The organism is Pseudomonas sp. IPO3774, from assembly GCF_013386835.1.
In the GTDB taxonomy this organism is placed as follows: domain Bacteria; phylum Pseudomonadota; class Gammaproteobacteria; order Pseudomonadales; family Pseudomonadaceae; genus Aquipseudomonas.
The window spans coordinates 76,814-88,993 of the sequence record NZ_JACAQY010000018.1 but is presented as its reverse complement, the minus strand read 5'-3'; the positions used below and the strand labels follow the sequence as shown (position 1 = coordinate 88,993).

Here is a 12,180-nt window from a genome sequence, read left to right as displayed (position 1 = left end):
CTCCCACAGTTATCTCACCGGCAAACGCGCATGCTGGCCCAACTGATCAAATAACGTCACCACCGAGCGCAAGGCCCGGCAATCGGGGCGCGTCAGCAGCCACAGGGCGGTGTCGTGCCCCACCAGCGGCGGGCTCAACGGTTGCAGGTCCGCGCCCAGCAGGTAATCCGGCAACGCGGCAACGCCGAGTCCCGCGCGCACCAACTCGGTTACCGAAACCATGCTGTTGCAGCGATAGGCCGGCATCACTCCCGGCAAGTGCTGGCGCCGCCAGGTGACGGTGGGGTGATCCGGCAGGAAGTCATCCGGCGCGATCCAGTTCAGGGCCGCCAGTTCCTCCCCCGCATGCTGGCGGGCATAGTCGGCACTGGCGCACACCCGATACGACACCGTGCCCAGGCAACGTCCTACCAGATGCTCGGGCGGTGCCTTGGTCAGGCGCAGGGCAATATCCGCATCGCGGCGACTGAGGTTGGCGAAGTCATTGGACGTGCTCAGCTCCAGGGTCAACGCCGGGTAGCCCGGCATGAACTGCGCCAGGGCCGGCAGCAACAGTGACTGCAATACCGAGTCCGTGCACGTCAGGCGCACCGTACCGCTGATCACTTCACCGCCCTGCTCCACTCCCACACGTGCTGCCTCCAGCGCCTGTTCGGCACGTTCGGCCTGCTCGGCGAGGGTGGTGGCCAAGGTGGTGGGCAGGTAGCCGGCGCGGCTCTTTTCGAACAGCGTCTGGCCCAGTGCCGTCTCCAGCCGCCGCACCGCGCGAAACACCGTAGACACATCCACCCGCAGCAACGCCGCCGCCCGCGCGAGCGTGCCGCCGCGCACCAGGGCGAGGATCAGGGAAAGGTCTGGGTAGTCGATCTGATAGTGCGCCGCTGCATTGAACATGTGTGTTAACGCCAATATTGATTGCGTAAACGCCAATCTATAGTGAGCGCTAGGACTCAACAAGCCACGGATACCCTCGATGAATAAAACCACCCTGCACCTGGCCCTGATCGGCGACTACGATGCCCAAGTTACCGCCCACCAGGCCATTCCCCTGGCGTTGCAACAGGCCGGCGCGGCGCTGGGCCTGACGGTGCGGTTCGACTGGCTGGCCACCGACACGATCAAATCCACCGAACAACTGCAGCACTACGACGGCTTCTGGTGCGTCCCCGCCAGCCCTTACCGTGATCTGGACGGCGCCCTGCTGGCCATCCGTTATGCCCGTGAACAGCGGCGCCCGTTCCTCGGCACCTGCGGCGGTTTTCAACACGCGGTGCTGGAATATGCCCGCAACGTGCTGGGCTGGGCCGACGCCGAGCATGGCGAACTGGCCCCCGACTCGCCGCGTGCAGTGCTGACACCGTTGACCTGCGCGCTGGTGGAAGCGACCGACACCATTCGCTTGATGGCCTTTACCCGCATCGCCGAGGCCTACGCCACCCTCGATATCCATGAAGGCTACCGTTGCCGCTATGGCATCAATCCAGACTTCGAAAGCGCATTGCTGGAAGCCGACCTGATTGCCAGCGGCCATGACTCGGCGGGTGACCTGCGGGCGGTGGAGTTGCTGGGCCATCCGTTTTTTGTCGCCACCCTGTTCCAGCCGGAACGTGCGGCGCTTAAAGACGTCACCCCGCCGCTGGCCATTGCGCTGCTGAAGGCCTGCGCATGATCGCCAAGACACCCAAACCGCCGTACTACGCCGTGGTGTTCAGTTCATTGCGCACTGAAGGTGACAACGGTTACGGACAAGCCGCCGACCGCATGCTGGAACTGGCCCGGCAACAACCCGGTTTTCTCGGCGTGGAATCGGCGCGCGGGGACGACGGGCTGGGTATCACGGTGTCCTACTGGAGCAGCGAAGCGGAGATCCTGGCCTGGAAGCAGCACGCCGAACACACTGAGGTGCGCGAGCAGGGCCGCGCCACCTGGTACTTGGCGTGCCATACACGAGTGTGCAAGGTGGAGCGGTCTTACGCGTTCGAGCGCTGAAACCTCAGCCCGTGTAAAACACTTAATGTGGACAAGGGAGGCTCTGTGGTGAGGGCGCTTGCTGTAGTGAGGGAGCTTGTGTGGTGAGGGAGCTCCCTCGCCACAGCAAGCTCCCAAGCCACAGCAAGCTCCCTAGCCACAAAAAGCGCTCCAGCCGCAGGGCTATGCGGCACTCAACTGACCAGACTGCGCACCGCACTGATCTGTGGAATCTCCACCCGACGCATGTACACCCGCAGCGGTTCCGTGATGTTGATGCGATCGTCGATGTTCTGGTCCAGCAACAACTGGATCCGCTCGCGGGACAAGGTCATGGCCTGCCCGTCGATCGGCAGCCAGACAAACTCGGCGGTTGGGATAATGCCGTCATCGGCCACGTCCATGCCGAAGGAGTCTTCGCTGAAACGGACGATGTACTGGCCAGTCTTGCGGTTCAGGCCGACAAAACCCTGGAGTTGGTCGGCGGCCTGGCAGATAAGCTCGGAGGTGATGCGCATGGTAAACCTCACTGAAAAGTCCTACTTGGACTGGAAAGATGGTTTACACGCGTGGCAGGAAAATCTGCCCTCTGATGGGGCAATTCAAGGCAAGAGTACTGCATCGCACCGCACAAAAGTGCAGAAAAATGGCCGGTGAACACGTTAATGTCGGTTTGGTGATAGCGCCATTCGCAAGCAATTGTTAAAAAGGAGCCCTTCTCAAAGTTACCTCCACGAAAGGACTTCGCATATGCCTGTCACGTTTACCAAGAGTGCCCTGCTGCTGGCCCTGATGCTGGGCCTTGGCCACGCACAGGCGGCAAGCCCGATCAGCCCTACCGAACTCGCGGCCAACGAAGGCATCCCGCACCCTGCCGTGATTGCCCACCGTGGCGCCTCCTTCGATGCACCGGAATCCACCGCCGCCGCCTACAAGGTCGCGCGCGACCTGGGTGCCGACTACCTGGAAATGGACCTGCAACGCAGCAAGGACGGCGTGCTATTCGCCCTGCATGACAACAACCTGCAACGCACCACCGACGTCGCCACCAAGTTCCCGGAGCGCAAGGACAGCCCGGCCAACGAATTCACCTGGGCCGAGCTTAAAACCCTGGACGCCGGCAGCTGGTTCAACGCCGCCTACCCGGACCGTGCCCGCCCGGGCTTCGTCGGCCTGAAAATCCTCAGCCTGGACGAAATCATCAAGATCGCCGAAGGCAACCCGCAGCACAAACCCGGCCTGTACATCGAAACCAAAGAGCCGAAGCAATTCCCGGGCATCGAGGCCGACCTGAAGAACAAGCTGCTGGATAAAGGCTGGTTGAGCTCCACCGGCTCCAACCAGGCCCAGAAAAACATCGGCGTCGGCCAGGGCAAGGGCCGCGTGGTGCTGCAAACCTTTGAGAAAGACAGCCTGAAAGAACTGCAAAAAGAGATGCCCAACACCCCGAAAATCCTGCTGTTGTGGGTAGGTGAAGGCAGCATCGAACCGAAATCCAAGGTGCCCTTCGCCGAGTCCGGCGAGCCGAGCAAAGCCGCCTACTACGCCAAGCAGGAGCCGAAGGACGCCGCCGAGTTCGAAAAATGGATCGACGAGGCCAAGAGCCTGGGCGCCATCGGTACCGGCCCTTCGGCACAACTGACCAACCTCGGCGACCAGAGCTACTCCGACCTGGTCAAACCCGAGATGAACCAGTTGACCCACGACAAGGGCTTGCTGGTGCACGTGTACACCGTGGATGAACCGGTGGACTTCGACAAGGTCATGAAAGCCGGCGTCGATGGCATCTTCACCAACCGCGCTGCCGAACTGCTGAAGTACTACAAGCGCTGGCCATCCTCGAGTGTGGCCGACCTGCTGCAGGACAACGGTTACTGAGTGAGCCCCGAATGGTCAGGTCGCCTGTGGCTGGGGCCTGACTACGGGCTGATCCAGGGCATACCGGGGCGCACCGCGTCCCATGCACACTATGCCCATCAGCTGATGTTCTCCGCGGGCGGGCCGGTCACGGCCAGCCTCGATGGCCGTGCCATCACGGCCCATCGCCTGTTTATCCCGTCCAGAATGCCCCACGCCATCCTCCACTCCCACGGTGAGGTGTTGATGGTGTATGCCGAACCCGGCGCCTTTGACTTCGACTCTTTGCAGGCCGCCCTGGCCGACAGTGAACGGTCCCTGGAAGCACTCGAGCGCACGCTGCGCCAATTGCCGAGACGCGCACTGGAAGATGCCAGGGTGGAGCGCGCGCTGTCGGCGCTGGATCAGCAACTGAGTGGCAAGGTCTCGGCCCAAGCCCTGGCACAGGCGGCGCACGTTTCGTTAAGCCAGCTGGAACGTTTGTTCGCCAACCAACTGGGTTTGCCGGTGCGTCGCCTGGTGTTGTGGCGGCGCTTGCGAGTGGCGCTGGGACTGGCGCTCGGCGGCAGCACCTTGACCGAGGCTGCACATGGCGCCGGGTTCGCCGATTCGGCGCATTTTTCCCGGACCATGAAGCAACTATTCGGCGTCACGGCCGGGGCGTCGTTGCGCAACCTGCACGTACGAATCCTGGACTAGACCCGCGGGAACCGGCGGCTCCTTGCTCAATTGCGCCGTCCTGAACGGATCGCGCAACTGCGCCACATACTCCCGCGGAAAATCCGGCCGGCTGCCAATCCCCAAGTCGCCCTGACCCATTCGATAGTCATGGCTGTAAAACGCCGTACCCAAGAGCCAATCCCACAGATTGAAAAACAAGCCGAAATTCACATCCCCAGCCCGGCCATATTTCATGTGATGAAAACGATGCACCGGCGCCCAGGCGAACACCCAGCGCAGCGGCCCCAGGCGCATGTCGACATTGGAATGCTGCAACAGCAGCTGCACGGCAATCGCCAGGGCCAGCAGCAGCGCCACCTCCGTGGGAATGCCCAGCAGGATCAACGGCGCCAACCCGGCCGTGGCTTCCAGCATCTGGTGCAACGGATGCTTCATCAAGCCATTGAAGCTATACAGCCGTTGCACGCTGTGGTGCACCGCGTGCAGGCGCCACAAGGCAGCGACTCGGTGGCTGGCGTAATGCATCAAGGTGATGCCCGCATCGGCAATGAAGATCGCCAGCAGCAATTGCGCCCAGAGCGGCCACGCCCGCGGCCATACACCGTCGACGGCCAACAGCGCGGTCAGCACCGGCAAGATCAACAAGCCCGCCGCATTGAGGCCCTCATTGACCAACGCGTGAATCAAGTCGCGACGACGATCACCCTGGTTGCGATTCCACTGCGGCTCATAGGGCAACCACCACTCGGCGATAAACGACACCGCCACCGCCAGAACAAATACCAGCCCCAGCCACTGCAGCGCATCCCTCTGCACCAGCCACAGCGCCCACCCGATAAACCCCGCCCAAAACAAGGGCGCATACACCCAGGCCATTAACTGTTTCATCTGTGCCTCCCGTAAGTGAGACGCCAGCATGAAACCCCGCACTCGCCGCCGATTGAACAAACGGCGCAATTTTAAGGGTGAGTTAAGTTGCGCTGGTTAACCTGATCCCACTTAAACAGCTCACCCCAAAGGATCACATCATGAAAAACCTGACCGCTCTGTTCGCTGCTGCCGCCTTGACCCTTACCGCCGGTTTGGCCCAGGCCGATGTTCGCCCGGACCAGATTCCGAGCCTGCTCAAGTCCGGTGCCGTGATGGATTTTGAAAAGCTCAACGCCAAGGCCGTGGCCCAGCACAAAGGCGCCACCATCGTTGACACCGAACTGGAAGACAACGCCGGCCGCCTGGTCTACGAGACCGAACTGCGTGACACCAGCAACGTGAAGTGGGACGTGAAGCTGGATGCCAAGACCGGCGAAGTCCTGGAAAACAAGCAAGACACTTGAGTTGAACCGCAAAAACGCCGCGCCGCCTTCGGGCCGCGCGGCTTTTTTATGCGCGCTCGTCGCCCAGAAGAGCAATTAGTCTAATTAGCGTGAACGAATTTGTACCTTACGCCGCCAAGCTCGCTAGAATCCCAACCATCAGCCAAGGCACAACGCCAGCAGCATCAGGACCGGAACCGTTCGCCATGGGGCAAAAAGCCGTCGACATTGCCACCATTGGCAGAATCAGCGCCGTCCCGGCGATTCTCCAGGTAGTCAGCGAGATGACCGGCTTGCGTTTTGCGGCCGTGGCACGGGTCACCGATGATTCATGGACCGCCTGCGCTGTGCGCGACCAACTGGACTTTGGCCTGCCCGTGGGTGGCGAGCTGGACCTGACCACCACCCTGTGCCACGAAATACGCGACTCCCACGTCTCGATCGTGATCGACAAAGCCAGCGAAGACCCGCTGTACCGCGACCACCACACGCCGCGCATCTACCACTTTGAAAGCTACATCTCGGTGCCGGTGTTCCGCACCGACGGGCGTTTCTTCGGCACCATCTGTGCCCTGGACCCGAACCCGGCGCAACTGCGCAGCAGCACCATCCAGTCGACCATGGAGTCGTTTGCCCGGGTGCTGTCGCTGCAGATCGAAGCCGAAGAAAGCCTCCAGCAGACCGAAGCCGACCTGCAGCAGGAGCGGGAAACCGCCGAACTGCGCGAACAATTCATCGCCGTGCTCGGCCACGACCTGCGCAACCCGCTGTTCGCCATCAACGTCGGCGCCGAACGGCTGCTGCGCAAACACCCGGACCCGGCCACCGACACGCTGGTGCGGCACATGCTGGCCAGCGGCCGCCGGGCCTCGCAACTGGTGGAAGACGTACTGGACTTTGCCCGTGGCCGAATGGGCAGCGGCATCCCGGTGAACATCAGTGAATGCACCGGGCTTGAAGACACTTTGCAGCATGTGGTGGAAGAGGTGCAGCACGTGCACCCCAAGCGGCTGATCCACGCCCGCATCGGCAATCTCGAGGGTGTGAAAGGCGACCGCGAGCGGCTCGCGCAATTGCTCTCCAACCTGGTGGCCAACGCCATCAGCCACGGCAGTCCCGAAGGCCCGGTTGAGGTCAGTGCGCAGGTCAACGCCGGCACGTTTGAGTTAACGGTGAAAAACCTTGGGCTGATCAGTGAGCAAGCCATGCCGCTGCTGTTCCAGCCCTACTCCCGACCGACGGGCGCCCTGCCCCAGGCCGGGTTGGGCCTGGGGTTGTATATCGTCAAGCAGATTGCCGACGCCCATGGCGGGCGGCTGGAAGTGTCTTCCAGCGAGCAGGACGGCACGGTGTTCAGCTTCAGTTTGCCCGCGGGCGATTGACGGCCACCTCAAACCGTCACAAAACCGTCAAATCCTGTTGCCATGATGCGCTCAAGTGAACCTGTGAAATTTCCTACAGGCACTTTCCCTGCGAGCCTCCATGAACCACAGCATCGACCACAGCCACCAGGACTCAGACCTGTTTGGCTTGCTCTACGGTTTTCGTTTCCGCCCCGGTGAAAAGGGCGAACAGATTGATTCAGCCACTGCCCTTGCGGCCTTGCAGCAGCCCGGAGACCCCAACGAATTCCTCTGGCTGCATTTGAACCTGGCCCACGCCGCGTGCGAGCGCTGGATGCAGGCGCACCTGAACCTGCCGGAAGAATTCTTCGAAGCCTTGCACGAAGGCTCACGCTCCACCCGCATCGAACACGTGGACTCGGCCTTGCTGGCGGTGGTCAACGACGTGGTCTTCAACTTCAGCAGCATGGTGTCTTCAGACATTTCCACCTTATGGGTGTGCGCCCGCAGTCGGCTGCTGATCAGCGCGCGCCTGCAACCGCTGCATTCGGTGGACAAGCTGCGCTCGTCGGTTAAGGCCGGTGAACACTTTCGCTCGCCGCTGGAACTGTTGGTGCATTTGCTGCGAGACCAGGGCGAGGTGCTGACACAGATCGTGCGCAAGACCAGCCTCAGCGTCGACCAGATCGAGGACCAGTTGCTGTCGTCACGCCTGTCCACCAACCGCGCCGAACTGGGTGCCGCGCGCCGGGTGCTGGTGCGCCTGCAACGGCTGCTGGCGCTGGAGCCGGGCTCGTTGCTGCGGCTGCTCAATCGTCCGCCCCAGTGGCTGCAGAAGGAAGACGTGAAAGAGCTGCGCAAATCCACCGAGGAGTTTGCGCTGATCATCAACGACCTGATGGCGTTGGGTGAGCGGATCAAGCTGCTGCAGGAAGAGATCGCCGCCAACCTCAACGAACAGAGCAACCGCACGTTGTTCACCCTGACCGTGGTCACGGTGCTGGCGTTGCCGATCAACATCATTGCCGGTTTTTTTGGCATGAACGTTGGTGGCGTGCCGCTCTCCACAGACCCGGAAGGCTTCTGGATTCTGGTGGCGCTGGTGGCAACGTTCACCCTGATTGCCGGACGCTGGGCGTTTCGCAAGCGCAAGGATTATTGATTTGAAATGCGATCAATGTGGGAGCTGGCTTGCCTGCGATAGCGGTGGTGACTGATACACCGCTATCGCAGGCAAGCCAGCTCCCACATTTTATCGGCGGTGTTTTATAGACCGGCGGCAACTTCAATTCCCTAAACACTGATTTGCCGCAGCATCTCTGTAACATTCTGCAACGATCATGACGGATATCCTCCCTCAACACTGGATGTTCCGGCATGGCAACCCCTTCGCTGACCGCCTCCACCGCCTCCGTCACCAACGATCCCAAACCGCGCCTGGACAAAAAACCGGGCCTGGTGACGGTGATCATTTTCTTCGCCGTACTCGCCATGGGCCTGTTGTTCACCGCCTACAGCCTGATGCACGACATGCACGAGCTGGGCACGGTGGTCACCACTTGGACGCCGTTCCTGCTGCTGGGCGTGGCGCTGTTGATCGCCCTGGGCTTCGAGTTCGTCAACGGCTTCCACGACACCGCCAACGCGGTGGCCACGGTGATTTACACCAACTCATTGCCACCGCATTTCGCGGTGGTGTGGTCGGGCTTTTTCAACTTCCTCGGCGTGCTGCTATCCAGCGGCGCGGTGGCGTTCGGCATCATCGCCCTGCTGCCGGTAGAGCTGATTTTGCAGGTCGGCTCCTCCGCCGGCTTTGCGATGATCTTCGCGCTGTTGATCGCCGCGATCCTGTGGAACCTCGGCACCTGGTGGCTGGGGTTGCCGGCGTCGTCGTCCCACACCTTGATCGGCTCGATCATCGGCGTGGGCGTGGCCAACGCACTGATGCATGGCCGCGACGGCACCAGCGGTGTGGACTGGGGCCAGGCGATCAAGATCGGTTATGCGCTGCTGCTGTCGCCGCTGATCGGCTTCGCCTTCGCTGCCCTGCTGTTGCTGGCGCTGCGGGCCTTCGTGAAAAACCGCTCGCTGTACAAAGCGCCAAAAGGCGATACCCCGCCGCCTTGGTGGATTCGCGGCATGCTGATCGCCACCTGCACCGGTGTGTCGTTCGCCCATGGTTCCAACGATGGCCAGAAGGGCATGGGCCTGATCATGTTGATCCTGGTGGGCACCCTACCGATGGCCTACGCGTTGAACCGCACCATGCCGGCCGGTGAGTCGTTGCAGTTTGCCGCGGTGGCCGAAGTCACCCAGGCCGCCCTGGTAAAAGCGGCGCCGCAACTGGCCCCCGCCGACTCTCGCGGCACCTTGTCGACCTACGTACGCACCAAGGAAGCCACCCCGGAACTGGTGCCCGCCCTGGCGGCCATCACCGGGCATATCGGTGAGGAAGTGAAGAGCTACGGCTCCCTGGCCGCCGTACCGGCCGAGGCCGTGGGCAACGTGCGTAACGACATGTACCTGACCAGCGAAACCATCCGCCTGATGGACAAGGGCAAGGTCGGCAACTTCGACGCCGACACCCAGAACAAGCTGCAACTGTTCAAGCAACAGATCGACAACGCCACACGGTTTATCCCGCTGTGGGTCAAGATCGCCGTGGCCATCGCCCTCGGGCTCGGCACCATGGTCGGCTGGAAACGTATCGTGGTGACCGTGGGCGAGAAGATCGGCAAGACCCACCTGACCTACGCCCAGGGCGCATCCGCCGAGATGGTGGCGATGCTGACCATCGGCGCGGCAGACATGTATGGCTTGCCGGTGTCCACCACCCATGTGTTGTCGTCGGGTGTGGCCGGGACCATGGTGGCGAACGGCGGTGGCTTGCAGATGAAGACCATCCGCAACTTGCTGATGGCCTGGGTGCTGACCTTGCCGGCGGCGATTCTGTTATCGGGTAGCCTGTACTGGCTATTCACCCAATTGTTCTGACACAACCCGATAAAAATGTGGGAGCGGGCTTGCTCGCGAATGCGGTGGCTCAGTCACAGACTTATTGACTGACACTCCGCTTTCGCGAGCAAGCCCGCTCCCACATTGGGTTCAGTGGTGAGTTCAGGTGCTAAACAACCCGCCCATCAGCTTCAACCGCTTCTTGTACACCCGCCGCGCCTCCAACGCTTCCTCCAGCGTCACCGCCACAAACCCCGCCCGCTGGTTCGGTTGCATCTGCCCGATCAGATCCAGGTCGGCACTGATCACCGTGCCAATCATCGCGTAGCCCCCGCCCGACACCGCGTCCCGGTGCAGCACAATAGGCTCCAGGCCCGCCGGCACCTGGATCGAGCCGATGGGGTAGCAACTGTCGACGATGTTCGACGGATCGGACCCGGCGCCAAACGGTTGTTCCCGTGGCTGAAAGCTCAAGGCATTGCCGCCCTTGAAGCGATAGCCGATGCGGTCGGCCTCCGACCCCACCGTCCAGGGCTCGGCAAAAAAGCTGCTTTTGGCGGCGGGCGTCAGGCGCTCGTAGTACAGCCCCGGCACCACCCGCAGGGTCACGTCCCCACCCACCGATTGGCGCAACGCCATGGGCAAACTGTTCCCCGCCCGGCCTTTGCCGCTGGCTTCGCCCACGGGCAGTTCATCACCCTCCACCAGCCGCCGCCCGTGAAACCCGCCCAATGCGCCGAGGGTGTAAGTCGAGCGACTGCCCAACACCAGTGGCACATCGATGCCACCGGCCACCGCCAGGTAAGTCCGCGCGCCGGCCCTGGGAAATTCAAAGCGCAGCACTTGCCCGGCCCGCACTTCAAACGCGGTGTCCTGATGCACCACTACGCCGTCCAGGCGCGGCGACATCAGCGCCCCGCACAACGCCACCAGGGCATCCTGCTGAAACTCCAGCTCCGGCCCGATCAACGTGCATTCCAGCCCGGCAGCGCCGATGGGGTTGCCCACCAGGTGGTTGGCCGCGCTCAACGCGTATTGGTCCAGGGCGCCGGATGGCGGGATGCCGAGGTGGTAATAACCTTCGCGGCCAAGATCCTGCACGGAGGTGGCGAGGCCGGGTTTGAGTACCTTGATCATGCCAGCGCCTCCTGCAAGGTTTTCGGGTAGCCGATGGGGTCGGCGAGAAAGGCGTCGAGGGAAAACTCCACCGGGCGGATGCGCAGGTCGAAGCGCCCTGCGTCCACTTCTGCCACGGCCAGGTCATAGGCGTCGCGGTCCATGGGTTTGAACTGCACGATGTCGCCGGGGCGGAAGAACACCATGTGCTCTTTCAGGTAAGCCAGTTGCTGTTGCGGGTCGTAGATCGGCGCCGGGGTGACGCCGAACATCTGGTAACCGCCGGCGCCGCGTACCGAATAGATACAGCCAAAGCAGCCGCCGTGGCCGAGGGTCAACTTCGGCGTGTCGGTGCGTGGGCGCAGGTACTTGGGCACCTGCAACTGCCGCTCGCGTTCCACCATCTGGAACATGAACGGCAAGCCCGCCACAAACCCCACCATCGAGACAAACCACGGCGCGCCACTGTGGGCCGCGATAAACGCGTCCACATCCGCCAGGCCGTTGATCCGCGCTGCGTATTCCAGGTCGGTACCGGTCGGGTCCTGATGACGGTCGCGAAAGCGCATCAGGGTTTCATGGGTCCAGGGGTCGTTGTACAGCACCGGGATTTCGATGATGCGGGTGTGCAAGGTACGTTCGGCCACGGCCTGGGCTTCGGCGCTTTGTACCGCGTCGAGCAGCACGTGGGGCGCGATGCGGTCCGGGTCGAAACGAATCTGGAACGAGGCATTTGCCAGGCAGACGTCCAGCACACCGTCCAGGGCCAGGCGCTCCACCGCACGGGTGACGGCCATGCCCTTGAAGAAAGCCTCCAGGGACATGCTCTCGCTGACCTCGGCAAACAGGTGTTCATCACCGCCAAAGCTGTAGCGGATCGGGGAAGATTCAGCCATGTCTGTTCCTCTTGGAATCATTGTAGAAAGGCAGGCAAAAAATCTATCAGA

The 12,180-nt window shown here is 62.2% G+C and carries 13 protein-coding genes; 8 read left to right on the top strand and 5 right to left on the bottom strand.

The annotated features are described in order from the left end of the window. Window positions 1–9 precede the first annotated feature (9 nt). The gene (locus HYE77_RS12190) at window positions 10–894 is read right to left on the bottom strand and encodes a LysR family transcriptional regulator (protein WP_177068825.1); all 885 of its coding nucleotides are present in this window, start codon (window positions 892–894) and stop codon (window positions 10–12) included. A 79-nt stretch (window positions 895–973) separates the two neighbouring features. Between HYE77_RS12190 and HYE77_RS12185 the strand changes: the two genes are divergently transcribed. Further along, window positions 974–1,669 carry a CTP synthase gene (locus HYE77_RS12185; protein WP_177068824.1) on the top strand — a complete coding sequence of 232 codons (696 nt, stop codon included), beginning with the start codon at window positions 974–976 and terminating at the stop codon, window positions 1,667–1,669. Next, the gene (locus HYE77_RS12180; protein ID WP_134327189.1) at window positions 1,666–1,989 is read left to right on the top strand and encodes an antibiotic biosynthesis monooxygenase; all 324 of its coding nucleotides are present in this window, start codon (window positions 1,666–1,668) and stop codon (window positions 1,987–1,989) included. The genes HYE77_RS12185 and HYE77_RS12180 overlap by 4 nt, the downstream gene beginning before the upstream one ends. A 173-nt stretch (window positions 1,990–2,162) precedes the next feature. Here the strand turns inward: HYE77_RS12180 and HYE77_RS12175 are convergent, their stop codons facing one another. Then, a complete protein-coding gene (locus HYE77_RS12175) occupies window positions 2,163–2,486 on the bottom strand; it encodes a DUF2025 family protein (RefSeq protein WP_177027667.1) in 324 nt (107 codons plus the stop codon). Between the two features lie 232 nt (window positions 2,487–2,718). On the opposite strand from HYE77_RS12175, the gene HYE77_RS12170 reads away from it, so the two are divergent. Then, entirely contained in the window at window positions 2,719–3,846 is a 1,128-nt protein-coding gene (locus tag HYE77_RS12170) for a glycerophosphodiester phosphodiesterase (RefSeq protein ID WP_177022222.1), read from the top strand. Further along, the gene (locus tag HYE77_RS12165; protein WP_087693149.1) at window positions 3,847–4,524 is read left to right on the top strand and encodes an AraC family transcriptional regulator; all 678 of its coding nucleotides are present in this window, start codon (window positions 3,847–3,849) and stop codon (window positions 4,522–4,524) included. It begins immediately after the preceding gene. Here HYE77_RS12165 and HYE77_RS12160 read toward each other — a convergent pair. Beyond that, on the bottom strand, window positions 4,465–5,394 hold the full coding sequence (locus tag HYE77_RS12160; protein ID WP_177068823.1) for a sterol desaturase family protein: 930 nt from the start codon (window positions 5,392–5,394) through the stop codon (window positions 4,465–4,467). The genes HYE77_RS12165 and HYE77_RS12160 overlap by 60 nt on opposite strands. A gap of 140 nt (window positions 5,395–5,534) precedes the next feature. On the opposite strand from HYE77_RS12160, the gene HYE77_RS12155 reads away from it, so the two are divergent. The 4 genes from HYE77_RS12155 to HYE77_RS12140 all read left to right on the top strand — a co-directional run bounded on the left by HYE77_RS12155 (window position 5,535) and on the right by HYE77_RS12140 (window position 10,156). After that, window positions 5,535–5,840: a PepSY domain-containing protein gene (locus HYE77_RS12155; protein WP_177054581.1), complete on the top strand. Its 306-nt coding sequence runs from the start codon at window positions 5,535–5,537 to the stop codon at window positions 5,838–5,840. A gap of 185 nt (window positions 5,841–6,025) precedes the next feature. Continuing rightward, the gene (locus tag HYE77_RS12150; protein ID WP_177068822.1) at window positions 6,026–7,201 is read left to right on the top strand and encodes a GAF domain-containing sensor histidine kinase; all 1,176 of its coding nucleotides are present in this window, start codon (window positions 6,026–6,028) and stop codon (window positions 7,199–7,201) included. Between the two features lie 100 nt (window positions 7,202–7,301). Then, a complete protein-coding gene (locus tag HYE77_RS12145; RefSeq protein WP_102369741.1) occupies window positions 7,302–8,324 on the top strand; it encodes a transporter in 1,023 nt (340 codons plus the stop codon). A gap of 215 nt (window positions 8,325–8,539) precedes the next feature. Further along, window positions 8,540–10,156 (top strand): inorganic phosphate transporter, encoded by a 1,617-nt coding sequence (locus HYE77_RS12140; RefSeq protein ID WP_008432964.1) that lies wholly within the window; start codon window positions 8,540–8,542, stop codon window positions 10,154–10,156. Window positions 10,157–10,279: 123 nt separating this feature from the next. On the opposite strand, the gene HYE77_RS12135 is transcribed toward HYE77_RS12140, so the two are convergent. Next, complete coding sequence (locus tag HYE77_RS12135; protein ID WP_003211445.1) at window positions 10,280–11,254, bottom strand: biotin-dependent carboxyltransferase family protein; 975 nt, start codon at window positions 11,252–11,254, stop codon at window positions 10,280–10,282. After that, on the bottom strand, window positions 11,251–12,129 hold the full coding sequence (locus HYE77_RS12130) for an allophanate hydrolase subunit 1 (protein ID WP_008432967.1): 879 nt from the start codon (window positions 12,127–12,129) through the stop codon (window positions 11,251–11,253). The genes HYE77_RS12135 and HYE77_RS12130 overlap by 4 nt, the downstream gene beginning before the upstream one ends. Between the last annotated feature and the right edge of the window lie 51 nt (window positions 12,130–12,180).

What these genes read in the sequence shown, in the direction of transcription:
- HYE77_RS12190 (WP_177068825.1), bottom strand. Translation starts at nt 894, where the DNA reads ATGTTCAATGCAGCGGCGCACTATCAGATCGACTACCCAGACCTTTCC.
- HYE77_RS12185 (WP_177068824.1), top strand. Translation starts at nt 974, where the DNA reads ATGAATAAAACCACCCTGCACCTGGCCCTGATCGGCGACTACGATGCC.
- HYE77_RS12180 (WP_134327189.1), top strand. Translation starts at nt 1,666, where the DNA reads ATGATCGCCAAGACACCCAAACCGCCGTACTACGCCGTGGTGTTCAGT.
- HYE77_RS12175 (WP_177027667.1), bottom strand. Translation starts at nt 2,486, where the DNA reads ATGCGCATCACCTCCGAGCTTATCTGCCAGGCCGCCGACCAACTCCAG.
- HYE77_RS12170 (WP_177022222.1), top strand. Translation starts at nt 2,719, where the DNA reads ATGCCTGTCACGTTTACCAAGAGTGCCCTGCTGCTGGCCCTGATGCTG.
- HYE77_RS12160 (WP_177068823.1), bottom strand. Translation starts at nt 5,394, where the DNA reads ATGAAACAGTTAATGGCCTGGGTGTATGCGCCCTTGTTTTGGGCGGGG.
- HYE77_RS12155 (WP_177054581.1), top strand. Translation starts at nt 5,535, where the DNA reads ATGAAAAACCTGACCGCTCTGTTCGCTGCTGCCGCCTTGACCCTTACC.
- HYE77_RS12150 (WP_177068822.1), top strand. Translation starts at nt 6,026, where the DNA reads ATGGGGCAAAAAGCCGTCGACATTGCCACCATTGGCAGAATCAGCGCC.
- HYE77_RS12145 (WP_102369741.1), top strand. Translation starts at nt 7,302, where the DNA reads ATGAACCACAGCATCGACCACAGCCACCAGGACTCAGACCTGTTTGGC.
- HYE77_RS12140 (WP_008432964.1), top strand. Translation starts at nt 8,540, where the DNA reads ATGGCAACCCCTTCGCTGACCGCCTCCACCGCCTCCGTCACCAACGAT.
- HYE77_RS12135 (WP_003211445.1), bottom strand. Translation starts at nt 11,254, where the DNA reads ATGATCAAGGTACTCAAACCCGGCCTCGCCACCTCCGTGCAGGATCTT.
- HYE77_RS12130 (WP_008432967.1), bottom strand. Translation starts at nt 12,129, where the DNA reads ATGGCTGAATCTTCCCCGATCCGCTACAGCTTTGGCGGTGATGAACAC.